Origin of the sequence: Cereibacter johrii (assembly GCF_001720585.1) — a bacterium.
GTDB lineage: Bacteria > Pseudomonadota > Alphaproteobacteria > Rhodobacterales > Rhodobacteraceae > Cereibacter_A > Cereibacter_A johrii.
Window position 1 is genome coordinate 40,216 of record NZ_MABH01000122.1, and the last position, 20,407, is coordinate 60,622.

General features: G+C 60.3%; 19 protein-coding genes and 3 pseudogenes. 15 read left to right on the forward strand and 7 right to left on the reverse strand.

Annotated features, from left to right (window positions below; translation table 11 throughout):
• Positions 1-188 precede the first annotated feature (188 nt).
• From A9O63_RS09765 to A9O63_RS09810, 10 genes are all read left to right on the forward strand, one after another.
• Positions 189-1,277 (forward strand): glycosyltransferase, encoded by a 1,089-nt coding sequence (locus tag A9O63_RS09765; protein WP_084295752.1) that lies wholly within the window; start codon positions 189-191, stop codon positions 1,275-1,277.
• Positions 1,274-2,020 carry a polysaccharide deacetylase family protein gene (locus A9O63_RS09770; protein ID WP_069331763.1) on the forward strand — a complete coding sequence of 249 codons (747 nt, stop codon included), beginning with the start codon at positions 1,274-1,276 and terminating at the stop codon, positions 2,018-2,020. Before A9O63_RS09765 ends, A9O63_RS09770 begins: the two co-directional genes overlap by 4 nt.
• A gap of 568 nt (positions 2,021-2,588) precedes the next feature.
• On the forward strand, positions 2,589-3,164 hold the full coding sequence (locus A9O63_RS21970) for a transposase (protein WP_141703065.1): 576 nt from the start codon (positions 2,589-2,591) through the stop codon (positions 3,162-3,164).
• Positions 3,165-3,734: 570 nt separating this feature from the next.
• A complete protein-coding gene (locus A9O63_RS22710; protein WP_141703066.1) occupies positions 3,735-4,949 on the forward strand; it encodes a glycosyltransferase in 1,215 nt (404 codons plus the stop codon).
• Positions 4,950-5,144: 195 nt separating this feature from the next.
• On the forward strand, positions 5,145-6,536 hold the full coding sequence (locus A9O63_RS22715; protein ID WP_141703067.1) for a hypothetical protein: 1,392 nt from the start codon (positions 5,145-5,147) through the stop codon (positions 6,534-6,536).
• 2 nt (positions 6,537-6,538) lie between these two features.
• On the forward strand, positions 6,539-7,741 hold the full coding sequence (locus A9O63_RS09790) for a glycosyltransferase (protein ID WP_235836953.1): 1,203 nt from the start codon (positions 6,539-6,541) through the stop codon (positions 7,739-7,741).
• A 19-nt stretch (positions 7,742-7,760) separates the two neighbouring features.
• Complete coding sequence (locus A9O63_RS09795) at positions 7,761-9,038, forward strand: oligosaccharide flippase family protein (protein ID WP_069331768.1); 1,278 nt, start codon at positions 7,761-7,763, stop codon at positions 9,036-9,038.
• Between the two features lie 119 nt (positions 9,039-9,157).
• Positions 9,158-9,652, forward strand: coding sequence for a sulfotransferase family protein (locus tag A9O63_RS09800; RefSeq protein WP_167354616.1), 495 nt, complete (start codon positions 9,158-9,160; stop codon positions 9,650-9,652).
• The gene (locus A9O63_RS09805) at positions 9,621-10,073 is read left to right on the forward strand and encodes a hypothetical protein (protein WP_141703068.1); all 453 of its coding nucleotides are present in this window, start codon (positions 9,621-9,623) and stop codon (positions 10,071-10,073) included. Before A9O63_RS09800 ends, A9O63_RS09805 begins: the two co-directional genes overlap by 32 nt.
• Positions 10,070-11,167, forward strand: coding sequence for a DUF1972 domain-containing protein (locus tag A9O63_RS09810; protein ID WP_069331771.1), 1,098 nt, complete (start codon positions 10,070-10,072; stop codon positions 11,165-11,167). The genes A9O63_RS09805 and A9O63_RS09810 overlap by 4 nt, the downstream gene beginning before the upstream one ends.
• 485 nt (positions 11,168-11,652) lie before the next feature.
• Here the strand turns inward: A9O63_RS09810 and A9O63_RS21980 are convergent, their stop codons facing one another.
• The 6 genes and pseudogenes from A9O63_RS21980 to A9O63_RS21990 all read right to left on the reverse strand — a co-directional run bounded on the left by A9O63_RS21980 (position 11,653) and on the right by A9O63_RS21990 (position 16,882).
• Complete coding sequence (locus A9O63_RS21980) at positions 11,653-12,081, reverse strand: hypothetical protein (protein ID WP_205631830.1); 429 nt, start codon at positions 12,079-12,081, stop codon at positions 11,653-11,655.
• 476 nt (positions 12,082-12,557) lie between these two features.
• Positions 12,558-12,749, reverse strand: a complete 192-nt coding sequence (locus A9O63_RS09820; protein WP_069331773.1) for a hypothetical protein — start codon at positions 12,747-12,749, stop codon at positions 12,558-12,560.
• A 380-nt stretch (positions 12,750-13,129) separates the two neighbouring features.
• A complete protein-coding gene (locus A9O63_RS09825) occupies positions 13,130-13,753 on the reverse strand; it encodes a response regulator transcription factor (protein ID WP_069331774.1) in 624 nt (207 codons plus the stop codon).
• A gap of 405 nt (positions 13,754-14,158) precedes the next feature.
• Positions 14,159-14,674, reverse strand: a complete 516-nt coding sequence (locus tag A9O63_RS21985; protein ID WP_235836948.1) for a hypothetical protein — start codon at positions 14,672-14,674, stop codon at positions 14,159-14,161.
• A 382-nt stretch (positions 14,675-15,056) separates the two neighbouring features.
• Complete coding sequence (locus A9O63_RS09830) at positions 15,057-15,758, reverse strand: LuxR C-terminal-related transcriptional regulator (RefSeq protein ID WP_069331775.1); 702 nt, start codon at positions 15,756-15,758, stop codon at positions 15,057-15,059.
• 297 nt (positions 15,759-16,055) lie between these two features.
• Positions 16,056-16,882: pseudogene (locus tag A9O63_RS21990) on the reverse strand (IS5 family transposase).
• 239 nt (positions 16,883-17,121) lie between these two features.
• Here A9O63_RS21990 and A9O63_RS23715 point away from each other — a divergent pair.
• Both A9O63_RS23715 and A9O63_RS22725 read left to right on the forward strand, forming a co-directional pair.
• Positions 17,122-17,303 (forward strand): annotated as a pseudogene (locus tag A9O63_RS23715) (hypothetical protein); the annotation flags it as partial.
• A 559-nt stretch (positions 17,304-17,862) separates the two neighbouring features.
• A complete protein-coding gene (locus tag A9O63_RS22725) occupies positions 17,863-18,201 on the forward strand; it encodes a hypothetical protein (RefSeq protein WP_141703069.1) in 339 nt (112 codons plus the stop codon).
• Between the two features lie 310 nt (positions 18,202-18,511).
• On the opposite strand, the pseudogene A9O63_RS23765 reads toward A9O63_RS22725, so the two are convergent.
• Positions 18,512-18,649, reverse strand: a pseudogene (locus tag A9O63_RS23765) (IS256 family transposase); the annotation flags it as partial.
• A gap of 289 nt (positions 18,650-18,938) precedes the next feature.
• Between A9O63_RS23765 and A9O63_RS23335 the strand changes: the two are divergent.
• From A9O63_RS23335 to A9O63_RS23165, 3 genes are all read left to right on the forward strand, one after another.
• A complete protein-coding gene (locus A9O63_RS23335) occupies positions 18,939-19,088 on the forward strand; it encodes a hypothetical protein (RefSeq protein WP_235836949.1) in 150 nt (49 codons plus the stop codon).
• 72 nt (positions 19,089-19,160) lie between these two features.
• Positions 19,161-19,499 (forward strand): hypothetical protein, encoded by a 339-nt coding sequence (locus tag A9O63_RS23160; RefSeq protein WP_205631831.1) that lies wholly within the window; start codon positions 19,161-19,163, stop codon positions 19,497-19,499.
• 57 nt (positions 19,500-19,556) lie between these two features.
• Positions 19,557-20,021 (forward strand): integrase core domain-containing protein, encoded by a 465-nt coding sequence (locus A9O63_RS23165; RefSeq protein WP_205631832.1) that lies wholly within the window; start codon positions 19,557-19,559, stop codon positions 20,019-20,021.
• The last annotated feature ends 386 nt before the right edge of the window (positions 20,022-20,407 follow it).

The following is a 20,407-nucleotide window of genomic DNA, read 5'->3' on the forward strand; positions in this document are numbered from 1 at the left end:
GACGATTTCGCCTTACCTCGGGACGTCCGACTGACATAGGGGCGATAACGGTTTGCCCCCGCCTGAGGCGCGTCACCGGCGCCGAAGCAAATCGGCTCTCCCACGCGGGCGGGCCTCCCCCTTTACTTTCATGGCAGGATCAGGGAAGTCCGCGGTGTCGGTCGGTCCGCACGAAAGCAGATCCAATCATGCCTCTCGCTACTGATCGCGGAACCCGCCGCGTCGTGATGGTTGCGCACAGCCACGTCCTGGGCGGGATCGAGCGCCATGTGCTCGCCCTGTCGAACGCGCTCGCTCGGGGCGGCCATCGAGTTGCCTATGCCGGGCCGCTGAACAGCTGGCTGGGCGACCAGATGACATCGGCCGGACATGCGCATATCCATCTCCCGATGCATGGGATGTACGACCCGCTGTCGGCATGGAGGCTCCGATCCTTCGCGCGCAGCTGGAAGGCGGACATTCTCCACGGCCACGGTCAGCGGGGAACGCGCTACGCGAGATGGGCCGCCGCAACTCGCTGGCCTGTCATTGCGACCGCTCACTCCACAACCGCATGGAAATGGTTCGGGCCGAACCACCCGATCATCGCGGTCTCGGGGGCCGTGCGCGACATGCTGCTGACGCAGGGCTTCGCGGCGGACAATGTCCCGCTCGTCCATCTCGGCGTCCCGGACGCAGGCGCGGCGGCTCCTCCGGCACCGGGTCCCATCCGGAATGAGCGGCCGCTGATGCTCGGCATGCTGGGGCGCATGGAGCCCGTCAAGGGACACGACATCGCCCTGCAGGCGCTTCGCCTTCTTTCGGGGCGCGTCCCGGCACGCCTGGTCTTCATCGGCGCGGATACGACCGATTGGGCGCAGCGCATGAGGGCGCTGACGGCCGAGCTGGGCCTCGGCCATCTGGTTGAGTTCTGGGGACAGCGGTCGGACATTCAGGAGGTTTTCGGGCGCATGGATGTGATGCTCCTGCCCTCCCGGCGCGAGGCCTTGAGCCTTTCCCTGATCGAAGGCGCAGCGGCGGGGCGCCCCACCATCGGCGCGCGCGTGGGCGGCATCCCCGAGGTCATCGAGGACGGGTTGTCCGGCTTGCTGGTGCCCCGGGAGGATCCGGCCGCGCTCGCCGATGCCATCGCGAGGCTGGCGCAGGACGACGCCGAACGTCTGCGCATGGGCGCCGAGGCCCGATCCCGCTTCGAAACAGGCTTCCGCGAGGAGATCATGCTGGAGAGGACCGTCACCTGCTACGATCGGCTTCTGGAACGGGAAGCGGTGCGATGAACGGCCTATCGATCTTCATGTATCATCAGGTCGGGAACTTCCCCCGGATGCGCACCCATCGTGCCTCCTATTGCGACGTGGGGCGGTTCCGGGCGCAGATGCGGGCACTGAAGTGGCTGGGCGTGGAGGTTCTCTCGATGACGGATGCCGCCCGGGCGCTGCGCGGAGAGATGCCGATCCCGCCGCGTGCCGCCGTGCTGACCTTCGACGACGGCTGCCGGAACTTCCTCGATCATGCCCTCCCCGTTCTCGAGGAGCACGGCTTTCCCGCCATCGTCTATGCCATCGCGGGCATGGTCGGCGGGCGGGCGGACTGGCTGAGTGCGGCCGGACATGAAGCGGCCCCCCTCATGACCTGGGCGGAGCTCCGGGAGATCCAGCGGAGGGGCATCGAGATCGGGAGCCATAGCCTGCATCATCTCCGGCTTGGGGAGCAGGATCGGATCGTTCAGGAGGCGGAGCTGCGCGAGAGCAAGGCGCTCTTGCAGGACAAGCTCGGAACCGAGATCACCCACATGTGCTACCCCTACGGCTCCGTGGGGATCGAGACTCTCCATATCGCCGCAAGCGCCGGCTACGAGACGGGCGTGACCTGCCAGAGGGCCAAGGCCACCCCTGCCTTCGATCTCCTCGCCCTACCGCGAAAGGCGATCTCGTACGGGGACAACACGCTGGGCTTCGCGTGGAAGCTCTTCATGAAGGACCGCCCCAAGCGAGAGGCCTTGCGGCGAAGCCAGACGTGAAACGGAGGCCGCCAGACGCTGCGGCGGCGTGCCGCCACACGATCGTCTATGACAACATGAAGACCGTGCTGATCGACCATAACGCTATTGGAATCGGGCAGCGCCGCTTCAACGAGGGCTCCGGGACTTCGTCAAATCCCACCGCTTCGGCCCGCGGATGCGCGTGCCGTATCGAGCGTAGCACCGCCCGCATACGAGCCTCGACGGCCTAACCCGGCGGGAGTTCCTTCACCGGTCAACAGACGACCCAACCACGAACAGAACCAACTTCCGAACGATAACAAATCGGGGCGCAGGTCACGCGCCCTGTTCGACGAGCCGAAGCTTCCCTTGCGCATCCTTATCAATTATAGTCTGCGGCAGAGAGTGGCGCCCGCGCCAGAAACCGGAAGGTTAGGTGTTCTCGCTTGAAGCGGGGCACCGTGCGGCAGCTATTGACCTCCTTCCTGGCAGGTTGCGCCTCTTGCGTCTCTTCCCCATCCGGCTCCTGCTCGGTGGGTCCCGCACTGCCCGCGCCATACCTGCCGTTCGCCGCGGTTCATCGGACAGCGAGGAGCTTCTCCTTCTCTTGGACCGCTTGACTACCCAGCGCGAGCAGGTTCCCGACCGTCACCCCTGCTGGATTCTCGATGGCACCGAGCCGCACGTTCAGGTGCCGAAACAGACCCGGATCGGGCGCTCTTCTCAGAAATTCATCGAGCGGCTCTTCAGGAACTGCAGTCGCGATATCGGAGCGCCTGACGATGGACACCTCAAGGCCAAGGCGTGCGACCCCGAGATGTCATCAACGAGAATGGGCAAAGTTTGGTATTTCGGCATGAAGGCGCACGTCGGCGCGGATGCCGACAGCGGCGTGACCCACGGGCTCGAGACCTCACCTGCCAAGCGTCACGACAGTCAGGTATGGGACGAACTGCTGCACGGCAAGGAGACGTCGGCCTGGGCCGACAAGGGCTATGTCAGCGCCGAGCGCGAGGCGGCGTTCAAGGCTCCAGGCAAGGCCTGGGGTGTCATGCGCAAGGCACCAAAGGGTGGCGAACGGCATCCCGTCGATGCGCAGATCAACCGTGTCATCGCCATCGTCCGCGCCAAGGTCGAGCTCCCCTTCCGCGTCATCAAACGCCAGTTAGGCATTGTGAAGTAGCCGCTACCGGGGACTTGCCACAAACCGCGCCCAGCCCTTCTCCCTGTTCGCGCTCGGCAACCTCTTCCTGGTGCGACGGAGGTTGATGGCATGAAGACGAGTCTGCCGGACAACCGCCAAACCGCCGCTCCAGCGAGCCTAAAGCGGCAATTCCGGTAAGAGCTGATTGGCCGCCCGCCATGGCGTTCTGGCCACCATCTCGGCGCAGCCGAACGCGTTGATCAGATGCTCCATAAGGCGGCCGGTTTCGACTAACGTCCTTGTTCGGGCTTACGCGGCGCAAGGGCGCCACGGTCCCTCACAAGCACCCTGGATGACCTCCACCACGAGCGCCGTCTTGCGCTTCGCCGTCCAGCGTTTGATCGGGTCGTCCATCGTCACGCTCTTCGTAACCTCACTCCTTGCAGCATGAGCAGAGTTTCACTGTATCGATGCAGAATTGGCGTACAGGACCTGTCGGCTGATTTATCGGGATCGATCAGCGTTACTCTTGGCGAAACGATGTCAGCAGCAATAAAGAGTCTGAAGATTTCCATCCGAACACGAGCCATAATTCGTCTGGACTGAGCGATGTTTAGTGAAATACGCACCCTCGCCGCGGAGCTGAAGTATCAAGACAGCTTCCGCGTGACATTTGCCCTAGCCCCTTTTCACGGAAGCGACCGTGAAGTCGGCTGGAATGCCTTGGAAGCAGACAGAAATGCAGGCCGAAAGGCGACTTATATCACCACACGTGAGGATTTCCGAACCATCGCATCGCATTTCCCCAGCAGCGACCAAGGTCGCACTGGTGCGGTTCTCGAGTTCGAAACGGTCAGGGTCGTCGCATGGCCGTTCGACCTGCCGCGCAGACTGGTTCCTGTCGGCTACGTCCGGTTCTTTTTCTGGGTCGTTCTGCTTCAGCTTTTCATGGCCGCACGCTCGTGCTCCGCTGGAAGAAAGAAGGTACATTTCCTGACATATACGCAGCTGGCGACGCCGATCTTGTTGCCGAAAGCCTTCGAGATCTTTCACGGACCAGCAGGAATGATTCCGTTGATACCGTGGCGATCGCCGTGCCCGACGGCTCTGGTGCTTAAATCGCAACTGATGTGGCTGGCAATAATGCCCGTGGTTTCGTTTCTGAGGCGGCATAAGCAGGTTCGCGGAACCGTAGTTCACCCTAGCTTGTCTGCGTCCCTCGCCGGCAAGGGTAGAGGTCAGATCGACGTGCTCTCCGCGCTCAATGTCGACTACCTGAGCGATCTGCCGCCCCCCGACCCGTCGCGCGAAAAGCTGTACGATGCCATCGCGGTTGGCCGAGATATCCCGATCAAGAACATGGGTCTGATCGCCGAGGCATTCCGCCAAGCCGGCGCCAGGCATCCCCTGTCCTTCCTTATCATCAACGGGAGCCTTCCATCCGATTATCGAGAGGAACGCGGTGGCACGACTGTGCTTGGCCGACAGGACCGGAGCGCTGTTGCCGGCTATCTGCAGCGCAGCCGTTTGCACGTGATGCTGAGTCTGGAACTGGGCGGCTATATCAACCTCGAAGCGGCCAGTTACGAGGTGCCCACACTGTGCCTTGACGGTTTTGGCGCGAGCCAAATGCTTTCGCCCACTGTTCCATATCGTATCTTGCTTGAAGACCTAGAGGCGGGAACCATCGCTCAGACGCTCGTCAACCTCCTGATGGACAGGTCAAAACTTCGGCAGGAAGGCAATAAGCAAAAAAGTAGCGCACAGAGATTCATCGAAGATAATCGGCAAAAGTTTGATTGTTGGCTTCGTGAATCCGTGTGATGTTGTCGTGCCATCTCAGTTCGCCCTTCCCAAAGCTCGCTGATATGGAAACGAAACGATCATTAAATCCCGTTCTTGCCTGGGTTCGATCACATTGATCGCGAGACCGCTCAATGTGAAAGCTCAGGCTCGTAAATCGCCTCATCGCAGAAACGCTTTATCCAAGGCCATGTCCATTTTCCGCCGGACTCAACCATGAGAGCAATACGTTGGATTTATATACTTCTTGCGTTGTACTTGCCTTTCGAAAGCTATATCGCCGCCTGGCTGATAAGATCGGAAACAGGCGTGCTCTTGGCAAAACAGGTTTCCGACGGCGTTGTATTTCTGACATTTCTTGTTTTTATAGGCATACGTACAGCGAGCGGGCAAGCAAAGTACCGAGACATATGTCCGGGATGTCTGCCTTTGATGCTGTTTTTTTCTTTTTTCTCGGTACTAACGACAGCTTGGAACGGGGGTGACATCCTCGTCGGCGTCCTCCAAGTGAAAGCGACCATGCGTTATGTCCTTGTCGCATATGTTGTAGCAAATGTTGGATTTTCTTCCCGGCAGATGGGTTTGTTTTTTCGCTTCTTCACGATTGCAGTTATGGTGAACCTTGGCCTTGCATCCATCCAAGTGCTTTTTCCCAGCATCGCGGCATCGTTCAACCCATACGGTTTCATCGGACAGAACCAATCGGGTGCACTGGTGAGCACCTCTCAAATGGAGGGCGGCTCCGCTGGCGTTGCCTTTGGTGCTGCTCTGAACACCATTGAGTTTGCCTTCCTTCTGGCAGCGTGGTGGATTGCATACGCCGGAGCAGGAGTCCCCAATGGCAGAAACCAGTTGGCGCTTTCTCTGATCTGGCTCGCCCCGGTTGCCATATTTGTTTTTCTTTCCGATTCGAAAATTGCATTTCTTGCACTTATGCTTTCGGCATATCTCCACTTCGACCGGATTTTATCCGGGCACGCCCTTCGTATCTTGAACAGCTCCATAGCCTTTATGGCAATAGTTGGGCCTTTTGCGCTCCTCATGGAACTGGGTATAGTAAAATTACCCGACACTGGCTTCCTCTCATTTCTTTCGGGCGACTACATCGAGATTGCAAAACTGCAGCGGCTTGGCATAGTGACGACTTATTTCGAGATGATCGGGTCTTTTTCTGGGGATGTTCTCCTCGGTCTCGGCGGCGACCCAGTTCGAACGGTCACGATACTGGAAAGTCAAGGTTATCGACTTCCATATTTGCTAATGTTCTCCCCAGCTTCCATCGAAGATGTGTATTGGGTAGCCTTACTCATCTTTTATGGACTTATCGGCGCCGGAGCGATGTTTCTCGTCCTTGGGAAGCTTTTCGTTCGCAGTGTGCTGTTGTCTAGGGGTCCACGGATTTTCGAAATTGTGCGGCTCAACGCTGCGGTTGCCAACCTGCTTGTCTTCATATTCGTGACGGGGATCATGAACCAAATTCTGGAAGTGAAACAGTTCTCTTTCTATTTCTGGTTCCTTGTCGGCTACGCTCGGTTCATCGCCTGCAATATCGACCGGGATTCAACCGTAGCGCGCCTCCAAGAAACAGCAGGAAAACGGAGTGCTTGAATGTGAAGATCCTTACCATCAACAACTACCACAGGATCCTCGGCGGCTCGGACGCAGTGTTTTTTCGCACAGCGGAGTTGCTGCAGCGCGCCGGGCACAGTGTCGTTAGCTACGCGGCGGCAAGCGAGGGTGACGCCCCGTCCCCCTATGCGTCGTATTTCCCGGCAACTCTCAATACCCGAGCGCCGCGGCTGCAGGACATCACGCGGTATATCCACAATCGTGAGGCCGCGCGACGTCTGGATGATCTGATCAAAGCCGAAGGCCCGTTCGATCTGGCGCATCTTCACATCTACTACGGCCAACTGACCGCCTCGATCCTGCCGGTCCTGAGACGCCATAACATTCCCATTGTCCAGACGCTGCACGAGTACAAGCTGGCTTGCCCGATCTACACCATGGAGCGCGACGGCAAGGTCTGCGACGACTGCATTGAAGGCAGCACGCTGAATGTCCTACGGCATCGCTGCAAGGGCGGGTCACTCGTCCATTCCCTTGCCGTATTTGCAGAGTTCTGGGCATCGAGGCTGCAGGGCGACATAAGCGACATTTCCCGTTTTATCTGCGTCAGCGATTTTCAGCGCAGGATCATGGAGCGGGCGGGCGTGCCGAGGAACAAGCTTACGACGCTACACAATTTCGTCGACCTGCCTTACGAGGTTCCGGCCGCAAATCGGGGGCAGTATCTGCTCTATTTCGGTCGGATCGAGAAACTCAAAGGTGTGGGTACGCTCGTGAATGCGGCAAGACGGTGCAACATCGCGCTCAAGATTGCCGGAACCGGGGCAATGGCCGGAGACCTTGCCGCCGCCATCGCCTCACACCCAAACATTGAATACCTCGGCTACATGTCCGGGGCGCCGCTGGCCGGTCTCGTCGCCAATGCCCGCGCAGTCGTAGTGCCCTCTGAATGGTATGAAAACTGTCCGATGTCCGTCCTTGAGGCGAAAGCCGCCGGGGTACCCGTGATCGGCGCCCGCGTTGGCGGAATTCCTGAACTGATCCGGGATGGTAAGGACGGTTTCCTGTTCAATCCCGGAGACGAGGAGGATCTGTTGCGTGTTATCGCCTTACTTGATGGCTGCGACTTGAGGCGGATGGGCGATGCGGCGCGGCACGACATTGCCGAACGGTTCGCAGCCGAGGCCCACCTGGCTCAGCTTCTGGAAATCTATGCCGCGGCGCAAGCGGGCAGGCTGGCGTGAGGCTGTTCCAGGAAAGAAGATGATCCGCAAGATTTTACTGAACACGCTTTGGATTTACGCGCTACAGGCCTCCACCGCGATCGTTCCCCTGCTCACCGTGCCGTTCGCGACGCGCATAATCGGGCTCGACGGAATCGCCTTCTTCGGGACCGCCGTCGCCCTTGGCAGCGTCGCCTCGGTGGTGTCGGAATATTCGTTCGACCTCAGCGGCATCAAAGACGCTGCGCGCGCCCAATCGTCGCGCGCAGCGAAGAACGTGGTGATCGTCCAGCGCCTCTACGCGCAATGGAGCATTTTCATTGGTCTAGTCGCGCTTGCGGTGCTTTTTACCCTCTTGCCGTTGGGCATCTCGACAGGAGGCTGGAGCCTTGCGTTCGCCGCCATGCTGGTGACTGTTTCCAACGTGGCCTTTCCGTTCTGGGTGTCGCAAAGCCTCGGCCTCGAACGCAGATATACGGTGCATTTCGCCCTCGCCCGGCTCCTGTCGCTGCCATTGGTTTTCCTGGCGCTGGAGAAATGGCCCACGGGCTTTTACTACGTCGTTGCACTCTCCCTGCCGCTGGCGCTCTCGCTCGGCTTCCTGCTCGTGCGAAGCCTTGGGCGCGATGTAGTGTTGGAGCCGTATCGGGTGCGTCCAATCCTGTCGGTGCTCGCTACCTCGTTCGATGTCTTCCTCTCCCGGCTTTTCGTCGCGCTCTACCAGAATGGCGGTCTGCTGGCGCTCGGCATGGTAGCCACGCCCGAGGCCGTCGGCCTTTTCGCGCTGGCGGACCGCGTTCGCAAAGCCTCGCTGTTCCTGCTGACGCCGATATCGCGCGCGCTTTACCCGGTCGCCTGTTCGCTCGCGAACGATCCCGCCGAACGCTCTGGCGCAGCCTTCCGACTTGTCTTCCTCGCCTATCTCGGGGCAGGCGCGCTGATAACGGCCGGATTGTTCGCCTTCTCCAGCCAGATCGCCGCGTTCTTCACCGATGAAGACCCGACCACACTCGCGGCCATGGTGAAGGTGTTCGCCTTCTTCCCGCTCGTCTCCTCTGGCACCATTGTCTTGGGCCAGAACGTTCTTCTGGCCCGGGGCCATGTCTCGGCCTACACCCAATCGGTAGTCGGCGCGTTCATCTTCTACGCGATGATGGTCTTTCCCCTCGCATTCTTCGCCCAGGCGCTGGGAGCATCGATTGCCTTCCTCTCGGCCGAGGCCGCTTTGGCCGCGGCATTTCTTCTCCTCTCCTGGCGCATTCGGTCTTTACCGCGCGCCGAGGAAATGGAGGTAACTCCCGTTGAGCAACCAAGATGATCGCGCAAATAGACCGAACTTACATCCGGACTAGACCTCTCCGGCTCTGGCCTCGCCTTCTGGCTTATTTTTTGTTTGAAGGCAGGCCTTTGACCACTCGTGGGCGCTGGTTCAATCCCGTGGTCTTCGCGCTGGCCCGCGTCCTGAAGCAGCTGCCGCAATTGCAACATGTGCGCGCGCCCGTGTTCATCCTTGGCACAGGACGGTCAGGCACGACGATCCTCGGCATTGTCCTCTCGATGCACCGTGACGTGGGATTTCTCAATGAACCCAAGGCGCTCTGGGCCCGTCTGCACCCGGGCGAAGACCTGATCGGTAGCTACAATCGCAATCCGGCGCGCTACCGCCTGAACTCGGGCGATGCCACGCCGGCAGTCATACGCGGAGCGCATCGGGTCTTCGGGGGCTATGCTCGGCTAGGCGGCGCGCCGCGCGTGGTCGACAAGTATCCCGAAATGATTTTCCGTACCGCCTTCCTGCGCGCAATCTTCCCCGACGCCCGCTTCCTGTTCCTGTCGCGCGGAGGCTTGGCCACTTGTGGATCAATCCGCCATTGGTCGGAGCGCCTCGGCACCGAGGTGGATGGTGAAACGCATGACTGGTGGGGGGGCTGACGATCGAAAATGGCGCCTGCTGGTCGACCAGATTGTGCCGGAACACCCCGATCTTGCCATCCATTCCGAGAAGATGGCCGAACTCAACCACGAAGCGCGCGCGGCGGTGGAGTGGATCGTGACGATGCGCGAGGGCCTGCAGCTTGTTGCCCACGACGGGGAGGGCACATTGCATGTTCCGTATGAGGCGATGTGCGCCGACCCGCGCGGTTGGGCCGATCGGCTTCAGACGTTCCTCGAATTGCCGATCGATCCCGTTTTCGAGGATTTTGCCGCTGTTACCCTCGCTGACCCAAACCGCGCCACCACGGTCGATCTGCCCGACTGGTTGGCGCCGATCTTCCACGCGACAGAGGCTGTACTCGCGGCTTCCGACGCGCGCCGCGACGGGCGGTATCAAACCGATGGAGACTGCCTGTGAGCAAACCTCGCATCGCCATCCTCGGCACCGTCGGCGTGCCGGGCGGCTACGGCGGGTTCGAAACCTTGGCGCAGAACTTGGTCGAGTATCACGACGCCACCGCCCACAGGTCCGATCTGGCCATTTACTGCTCGGCCAAAGCGTTCCCGAACAAGCCCGAAACCTACCGCACCGCTCGGCTGCGCTATATTGGCCTCGACGCCAATGGCCCGCAGAGCATTTGCTACGACGCGCTGTCGTTGTTTGACGCGGTCCGGCGCGGCGACAACCAGCTGTTGCTGCTCGGCGTCTCTGGCGCGCTCGCATTGCCACTGGTGCGACTTTTCAGCCGCGCCCGGATAGTCACAAATATCGACGGGATCGAGTGGAAACGCGAAAAGTGGACAGGTTTGGCAAAAGCAATCCTGCGAGCCTCTGAATGGGCTGCCGTTCGGTTTTCGCATGTGGTGATCGCCGACAACCAGGCAATTGCGGACTACGTGTCCGAAACCTACCGCGCACGGTGCGAGGTCATCCCCTATGGCGGCAATCATGCGCTGGACGCGGAGCCGGACCCGGTCGCGGTCGTCAACCTGCCCAGCCGCTACGCCCTCGCACTTTGCCGGATCGAGCCGGAAAACAATGTCGCGCTGATCCTCGAGGCCTTCTCCGGGCTCGACACGCCGCTGGTTTTCGTCGGCAACTGGGACAGGAGCAGTTACGGCCGCGCTCTGAAGGCGCGCTACAAGGATCATCCCACGATCACCACACTCGATCCCATCTACGAGCCGCGCGGCCTGCGCGCCATCCGCGACGGGGCCTCGATCTATGTCCACGGCCATTCCGCCGGCGGCACCAATCCGTCTTTGGTAGAAATGATGCATTTCGGAATTCCTGTCCTGGCGCACGGCTGCTCGTTCAACCGTCACACGACAGAAGGAAAGGCGCGCTATTTCATGAACTCGGCCGAGCTGGCCGCCGCCGTCCGCACCCTGTCGCCGCAAATCGCCACCCGGATCGGCACGGACATGGGAGAGATTGCCCGCCGCCGCTATACGTGGGACCAGATCGGACGGGCCTATTTCGAGTTGTTGTCGAACGGACGTGGAAATTGACAGATCTCCCTCGCCCGGCGTTCTCATGCTGACGCCGCGCCGCTCCGGCGACGATCGCGGATGATCTTGCGAAACCTGGGGCCGCGCCCCGAAGTTCGACAGCAAAAAGGCTGGATTGGCCTGCCTGTCTCCCTCCGCCCACGTCTTCTCAATGGATTGAGTGAAAACAGCGTCCTATCCAAAGGTTTCGCGTTGTAGCACGTATTGGCGGCGTTCCGCTTGATGCGCAGGTCGTCTCACCAACACGGCCACTATCGCGTCACTGTTGGTCAGCGGTGCTGCATTCAGCCCCCATTGCCACATGGGAGCTGGAGGCCGGCAAGCGTCGCTTCCCAGGAACGTGCCGCTCCAACCCTAGCGCCACTGTGCTGCCCACTACGGCAAGGCATGCCGGGACCGTGGCGCGGCGCCGATACTCCCCCGCATCAGCACCGCGCCCGACGCCACGGCGTGAAGCGCCCCCGCTGATTAGAGGATCTAAAGCGTCATGTCGTCTCAGCCCGGGAAATGCTCGACGCGGACTTCGGCCGTGCGGCCGAGATAGAGCACGCGCCGGCCAGGGAACGAAACGAGATAGCCCGCGCAACCGGCCGCTTTCGCCCTTTGGCTGAACTCCGCACAGCTGTAGTCGGCCCCGTTGGCCTGCGCCCAGCGGACCAAGCGTTCCAGCTCGGCTCCATCGAAAGCGGCCGCGAAGGGCTCATGGCCTGCCGCGGCATGTCCAGCACCTGACTGTCGCCGTCCGGCAAGTAGAAGGTCTGCGTGTTGCGACGGTAGTCCACCGTATAGCCCTCGATCCCAGCGGCGATGAGCTTGCCGACGATCTCGGGAAAGCTGAGGCTGCCATGATGCGCGGCATGCAGGCAGGTTTCGGCAATAGCAGTCCGTTCCGCGTCCATGGCGGTTGCTTTCATGTTTCTGATGTGAGCTTGCAGCCCCTCGGGTCAGTCCACCGGGGTCTTGACGAGTCACCGCCTTGCGGCGAGTGTTTGCAGGATCCGGCTCAGCGCTTCGCGGTCGGTCTGGGACAGCACGCCGAAATACTCGGCGTCATTCGCATCGGCCATTGCGGCCAACACCGGAACTGTTGCCCTGACCGCGTCCACCGGCCTCGGCCCGGGCGACCAACCTCTTTGCGACAAGCCGGTCGGCCAGCTTGCTGATCGCGACCACCCCGGACGCCGATCTCAGCAGTACAGCCTCGCGGCCGGCTAACCGGGCTGTTCAGGCCGGACCTGTTAGGACAATAGAGGAACGTACCATTCCGGGATGTTCTTGCCCATCGGCTCCTCCGCAACGGAACAGTCCTTCATCGATCTGAAACCAACACAGTGGCGCATGTTGCCTGCCAATCCATGATCAGGGCCTTTAGACCTACAGGGGAGTGCTGTCAGGCACAAACAATCAGCACGATGAGGATCAAGAGGGCAGGAGAAACAACGACCCAAAAAACGGCCGGGATCAACCGTTCCTCTTCGGCCTGACGATCAAGGGCCCGACTGACTGCCTCGAGATCGGTATCACGCTTGGAGGGGATTGGTCCCGAACGGTCCTTGTCGGTCTCATTCGAAATATACATCATGCGCCCCCCATTCCTGCGGCCCTGCTACAATATGAGATGAATACATTACCGGCCACTTCGAGAGGCGCGCATTTGTCTTTCGTTTCCACAACCTATCCAAGGGAGGTGCAGTCACTTCCAGAAGACGCCTTTGCCGCTGGTATGAATTTCTGTTGGATAAGCGGAAGGCGTGGGCGTTCCTGTATCGAGCCGGAGGCTTCAGCCCCGTGCGCCTGAGGCACATTCTCCGCCAGATCGTGCCCGAAAGCGCCAATCTCCGACATGACCGTCCTCCTCGATTGGCCGTCGCAGACCCCCTTGACACATCGATGTTGCCGGGCGACGGCCACATCATCAGAGTCCTCGCGAGGACTAATCCTGTGGAGGTCGGATCCTGCTGGCTAGGCGAGAAGGAACTGAGAGCCCACCATGGCAGCCTGGGTTCTGTTCTTGACGTTCAATTTGGAGCAGATTGAGCGGACATGCATTTTCACAGTCACTTCACTCACGCTGAGGCTTTGACCAATTTCCTTGTTCATCATGCCGTTTATCAGGCAGCGCAGAACCTCAACTTCCTTCGGTGATAGCCCCTTTTCATCATTGATAGAGGCGCGAGCAGCATTCAGCCGGAAGGCCATAGGTATATAGGTCTCGCCGGCCAGGACGAAGTTGATTGCATTCACCAGCGAGCGAGCGCTTTGGCTCTTTTCGATGTATCCTGACAATCCACGATCCAATGCGTCATAAATAACACCTGGAGAAGCGCTACCAGAAAAAAGAAGAATGGGACCGCCCTGGTTCATGTTCTTGATACGGGAAATTGCATCAAGCCCGGGTGTCATGCCTGGCATGATCAGATCGAGCAGGATGACGTCGAATGGTCCTTCCGTCTCGATGAGGGTCTCGAGTTCTCCGACAGAGCTGGCCTGCCGTACATCCGCTTCCATCTCGGCCCTCAGAAAATGGGCCATCACCTCCCGGACAAGGCAGTGGTCATCAGCAATGGCAATTCTTCTCTGCGACATCAATTCCGGCTAAATAAGCACTCGTGGCTACGACAGTGCCTGTTTTCGAACGATCATCGACCTCGGAGGGCGGAACACGACTGACATGAAGCTCGAGGGCGAGCCAAGCCTTCATCGAGCATCCCATGATCCGATAACACGGAGAAGGCGACGTCGCACCGTATCTTACGAAGGGCCTTTACATCGCGGGATACAGTCTAAGGTATCGAACGGGGGGCGATATGGCTCGCCGGGAAGCCGCCTAGACTGTTCAAAAAAATATGTTGACCAAGGAGCAGCCAGTTCGAGTCCGCAAGACAGCGCGGCCTCGCAAGCAGATAATCCATCCGATGCTCAGAGCACGGCGCTGGATCGGCCAGCACAGGCTCGCCGTCCAATATCGTGGACCCGCAAGGCCCCTGTTCTTCACACGAAGGGGTTTCGATATTGCTCCGGACGCGCCAGCGGTTCCTTACCGGAGAGCGCAAGGCTTCGGAGGTCGCTCCTGCGGCTGTCGAGCACTTCTGCAATTTCCGCAGGGTCCTCCTTTAAGAGCCAACCCACGAACTCCTCCACCGTCACGTCGGAAAAAAGATTGCGTTGGTCTGGGTGAGGCGCGCACCAAGCGGCAAGGGCGAGAAAGGCTGCACCTCGGCGAAGATCACTGGCGTAGAAGAGGTGGGAGACGATCGGGGTAAAGGCGCGCCTTTCCAGTTCTCTGGCCGCATCTAGGGCCCACCCACCAAACGGCCTGGGCGCTCCGTTCGTGCCAGTTCGAGGGGGGGGCGGACTGTCGACGCTGTTCAAGTGGCTGATATCTTTGAGAGAGCCTCCTTCCTGCGCAGCAAACCCTGTGGGGTTTGCAGACAGTTCTAGCGCCTCCCGTTCTTCGCAGATCGCGGCTGCGTTCTTATGCTCTGGTTTGTTATGTTTGAGTGTCATGTGAGCTTTGCAAAAAAGTTGCTGAAGTTGGGATATTATACGCGGGCTTTCATCAGCAATAAATGCTTCGTTCTGTCAGCTTGACAACCGGTGAAACCGACCGACAGTTCCTGGGAGTCGCCCTAAGGATTCTGACGGAAAGGCTTCTCAGCATCTTCGCCGTTGCGCTAAATCCGGTTTGTTCCTAAGAGGGAGCCAGTGTATTCGACCAAAATTTGTAAAATAGTGGATGAGACGCCGGCTTCTGCCGCCGCCTCAGTTAGAGGCCTTCTCAAGCTACGACTGTTTCCCTCCTTTACAGGCCCTCATCTCGGCGGCGGCGCACCTGCCACAACAGTGATAGGTTCGGCGCTAGTCTAGGCCTCGCGGCAGGCGTCGAAGATCAAACGCTCATGCCACTCCGGACAGCAGGATTGGATGCGGCACTTTCACTGGTCGCAGGCCGTTTATTGGACTCCACAGTGGTTGCGTAACCGAATTGAGAGGCCACCATCGCGGCCTGGGTCCGATTCTTGACATTCAGCTTGGCGCAGATCGCGCGGACATGCATCTTTACGGTCACCTCGGTAATCCCGAGCTGCTGAGCGATTTCCTTGTTCATCAATCCGCCGGTCAGCCCGGTGAGAACCTGGAGTTCCTTCGGCGTCAGCCCCCGCTCATCGGTAGCCTTGCGTCGTGGTGTCAGGCGCAGGAAGGCCGGCAGATAGGTCTCGCCTGCCAGGATGAAATTGATAGCGTTCACGAGTGATCGGGCACCCTGGGATTTATCGACATAACCTACCGCCCCTTTCTCCAGAGCTTCGATGACGACGTTCGGCGCGGCACCGCTGGCAAAGAGAACGACTGGCCGACCTTTGTTCATCTCGACCAAACGTTCAAGCGCCTCAAGCCCGGGCATCATCCCCGGCAGGAGCAGATCGAGCAAGATCATGTCGACGGGGCCTTGGCCCGTGATCAGATCGTTGAGTTCTTCGACGCTTGCGGCCTCGAGGATCTCTGCGTCCATTTGCGTTGCAAGGTAGGCGGCGATCACTTCGCGGACGAGACATTGGTTCTCCGCAAGAGCAATCCTTTTCTTCGGCATCACTGTTTTCTACCCTTCATTGGCAATTGAAAGGCCATTGGACAACTCCATACTTATTCTCGGCGCAGTGTCTGCGCGAAGGCAGCACAGGGCAGCACGGCGCGCTATTAAGGGAAAGCCTACCGCTTTCGGCTCGACTTAGATTGCCCTGTCTGTGCATACCATGCAAAATAACGCGTGGCATCTTATCTCCCGTGCGCGCTCGGTATCGCAAGTATTAACCAAAAGGGAAAGGATGACTTAAAGCTACCAGACGTCCGCTCAGGGAAGCGGACTAGGGTCCAGACTCATTGATGATCAGAGCCAGAACAGGACGATGGCTGCGAGTGCGATGGCGGAGAAGAAGGCGTCCGGGCAGCGGTCGTACCGGCGAGCGACCCGTCGCCAATCCTTGAGGCGCCCGAACATGATCTCGCTGCGGTTGCGCCGCTTGTAACGCCTCTTGTCGTATCTCACATCGGTCCTGCGTGATTTCCGGCCCGGGGTACAGACCTTCATCCCCTTGTCTTTCAACGCTTCTGGCAGCCAGTCCGCCTCGTAGCCCCTGTTTGCCAGCAACCAGTCCGCCTTCGGCAGGTTGCCTGACAGCGCCGGCGCAGTCGCTGACCCGTCCAGCGGACATGAAGAACCCGATCGGCCGCCCCTTCGCAGCGGCGGCGGTGTGCAACTTGGTGTTCATGCCCCCCTTGGTGCGCCCGATCTGACGTGCGCGCCCCCTCTTTTCACCCGCAGGCTGGAGGCCGTGCGACGCGCCTTCAGGTCCTTGCGGGGCATGCTCGGACCGATGGCGCACGCCCGCTCACGTCGATCATGATCGTCTTGTGTTCGGCACTCTCGGCCGCCGGGCTCATCATGATCCTGGCGAAGACTCCGCTCTCGCGCCAACGCTTCCAGCGATTGTAGAGGATCTTCGCGGGCCCATGCTCCCGGAGCGCATCGCATCACCGCAAGCCATTGCGAATGATGAAGATTATGCCGCTCAGCACACGCCGGTCATCGACGCGGGGCTTGCCATGGCTCGTCGGAAATGAGGAGGATCAGACGACAGTCCAGTGGACTGTCGTCCCGGCGAACGGCCTCAGGCGCTCCATTTGCGCCTCGGATGGCCAGTAGAGGTTGCTCATCGGTCAGGTTTCCTTCCGAGGCCTGAAGCAGGCGATCCGCCCAAGATCAACGGATCTGGAGCCTAACAGGCCGCTGAGATAGTCGCTCCGCCGGAACAGTTTCCCGTGGCAGTCTGACGAGGGAGGTCCGCTCTCCGGGTTCGGCATGCTCTGGCGCGACCCCTGATCTCATGCCGCCAGCAACTTCGGGAGCCGGGCCATGTTGCAGGCCGCCATCGTGAGGGTGAACTGGGCGCCGAGCCGAGCGCAAGACGATCATGATCGACATGAGCGGGCATGCGCCATCGGTCCGAGCATGCCCGCGCAAGGACCTGAAGGCGCATCGCACGGCCTCCAGCCTGCGGGTGAGAAAAGGGGGCGCGCACGTCAGATCGGGCGCACCAAGGAGGGCATGAACACCAAGTTGCACGCCGTCGCCGATCCGACTTGCCGTCGTTCGGCTTGACGAGCTTGACCGGTCCAGGGCGTGGCCTCTGGTCGAGGCGTCTCCACCATGCCCCTGAGCGGGACGAGCTGTCCGTCCCCCCGGTCAATATCGAGAACACCGTAGGAGGCGGTGCTCTCCCGCGGCACCTCCATCGCCGCCATCAGGCTGGCACGTGTGCGCATCATGGGGCGGCGAGCCGTCATCGTAGCCGCAGCCGCGCGAGGAGCCGACCCCAGAGGCTTGCCGCGCGCTGACCTTTCTGCGTCCCAGGTCCATTTTCAAACGAGCCACAGCGGGCGTCGTGCAGAATAAAGTCGAGTTCGCGCTCGGTCAGGAGGCGCGTCTCGGCCGGCGGGGAACCGATTACGGCTTCAGTGTAACCTTCGCGAAGCGGAACGATTGCCGGCTCCTTGTTCCCTTCAGCGCGAGGATCGGGCCATCCACCATTCGCCACTCTCATGCCCATATCCAGAAAGCCCCCGTTGGCTCAATGTCTCTTTGACGAAACTGGCCGCTTCTTTTAGCGACAGGCATCCCTACCTTTGTCACCGAGGTGCGGGAAATCACCCAAGATCTTGGGAGTTCGGCGGCGCCCGGGCTCAGAGGACAGGCGGAAGAAGCTTTTGAACGGATCATGTTTTCTGACGGCATGCGTGCACAACAGTCTCAGGTGCCGGAACCGACCAAGCCAAAATGGAAATTTCCGCGCATGTTTCTCGAAGTAATTCCTGCGTTTGCTCCGGCGTTGGAGGTCGCCCATTCGGAGCCGGGCCTGCATCCGGACGACACAGGAGAAGCCGCGCATCGGCGCTCGCAAGTAATGGGCTGCGCAAGAAATGTGAGAAGCTTTTTCATGTATCGCGCCGCGCCCAATCCTCTCGCGCAAGCTTAGATCTTCTCCGGTTCATCCTGTCAAAGTCTAAAAAGTCGCTACCCGGCAAAATCCGATAGGAAAGGGTTAGCAAGGCATAGGCTTTGCCACTTAGGGGCAACCGCACCTTCGCACCGAAGTCGGTTGCGGTTGGCTGGAGACGCCTATGTGCGCTAAAGTCGAATACTTATCCCTTAAGTGTCCCAAAAGAATTCGGTCGGGCGTCATAAGTGAACGTATTCAATCTTAAGAGGGGCCTTGTCGCAGGACTGCGGCTTGAGGGTCGCGTCCGTCAAGCTAGTGTGAATTTTCGGAAGGCTTGAGGTCCTGATCAGGCGGCTTTCACGGTTATCCTGAGAATGGGGACGGTCTTCTCGATGTCTGCTCGGGCAAAGGCCTCGAACATCATGTGCCGGCTCGAGGTCTGCCACTCGTCGTTCTGCTCGCATAGCTCCGCGACGATCAGGCGTCGTGCGCGCTGGCACCCATTGGTCGAAGAGCTTGGGCTGCCGCCGCCCAGTTTATCGGAAAACCTGTATCGACCCAGTGAAAATCTGCTCATGCTACAAGGAGTAAGGTAGCAATGAGTGTGACGATGGACGACCCGATCAAGCGGTGGACGGCGAAGCGCAGTTGAAGGGGACCGTGGCCGCGGTGCGGCCGCGTAAGCCCCGGAAACGCGCTCGTGGTGGAGATCATCCAAGGCACTTGTGAGGGACCGTGGCGCCAGTGGCGCCGCGTAAGCCCGAACAAGGACGTTGGCCGAGGCCAGCCGGTCCTATGATCGATCACCCTCCGAGATCGAGGGTTGGGTTGAGGATGCGAAGCGGGGGATGGAGAACGCCTTGAGGGCCAACCCGCACGACATCCGCGAGCAGTACGAGAAGCAGCTGAAGGATCTCCAGTAGGCTTACGGCGAGGCGATGCTGGAGCTGCGGGCTAAAAAAGCTGGTGGCCCTCATGGAGCGGGAGGACGGCAATTGATCCGGACGCTCCATGAGGGCCTTCTGGCGGACGGGATCACGGTGCCGCTGACCAAGCTGTGTGCGTGGTTCGGCGTGCCGCGACGGACAGTGTACTACAAGCCGACCAAGGCCGCGCCGAAGGTGGATCCGCGCTTCGCCGAGCCGATCAAGGCCATGATCGAGAAGGAGCCTTCCTTCGGCTACCGCACCGTGGCCTGGCTTCTTGGCTTCAACAAGAACACGGTCCAACGGGTCTTCCAGATCAAGGGCTGGCAGGTGCGCAAACGCCCGATCGGGATGCGATCCAGGATCGAGGCGGTGCCCTCGGTGGCGACAGCTCCCAATGAGCGCTGATCGACGGACCTTTGCCGGGTCTGGGCCGGGCACGACGGCTGGGCCACACTCGCCCTGGTGATCGACTGCCACACGCGCGAGCTTCTGGGCTGGCACCTGTCGCGCTCGGGCAAGGCCTCCAAGGCCGCGAGCGCGCTGGAACATGCGCTGATCAACCGGTTCGGCACGCGCGGCCGGGTGACGAAGGAGTTCCTGCTGAGGTCCGACAACGGCGTTCGCCATGGGCCTCGGGACCAGTGGCGGCTCCATGGCTCACTCTTCACCAGCCGAAAATATACGGCCCTCGTCCGCAGCTACGGCTTGAAGCAGGAGTTCATCACCCCCCACTGTCCCCAGCAGAACGGCATGGTGGAGCGCGTGATCCGGACCCTGAAGGAGCAGTGCGTTCACCGCCAGCGCTTCGACAGCCTCCAGAACGCGGCACGTGCCATCGGCGACTGGATCGCCTTCTACAACCACCGCCGCCCGCATCAGGCGCTGGACATGAGAACCCCCGCAGACGCATTCGCTTCAGCGGCTTAACCTGTGCAGATTCCGCCGGGTCGATACAAACCTGCAAACGTGATAGGGCCGGTTTGGGGTCGTGCCCCAGTGCCAGACCTCGCCCCCGCGGTTCCTCGCGCAACAGCCGCCGAGATCGCAGCCTTGTGGACATACAGCCCAATGAACAGCGATCTTGCATGCGGTCTCTCCCCCGTACATGAGGCTCGGCACCAGCCCGTCTGCGCAACCCCCGAAGGAGACGCCGCGGGAGAAGCCAACGATCCGGTCAGGTCACACCGCGATCATGGGGTCTAGGTGCTGACCAGTGACACCCGCCGCAGACTGACCCCGGCGCTCGCGAAGGCGCACCCTTGCCAAGGCGAATGTTCGGCCGTCTCGTCGGAGGCACCGCCACAGCCGTTTGG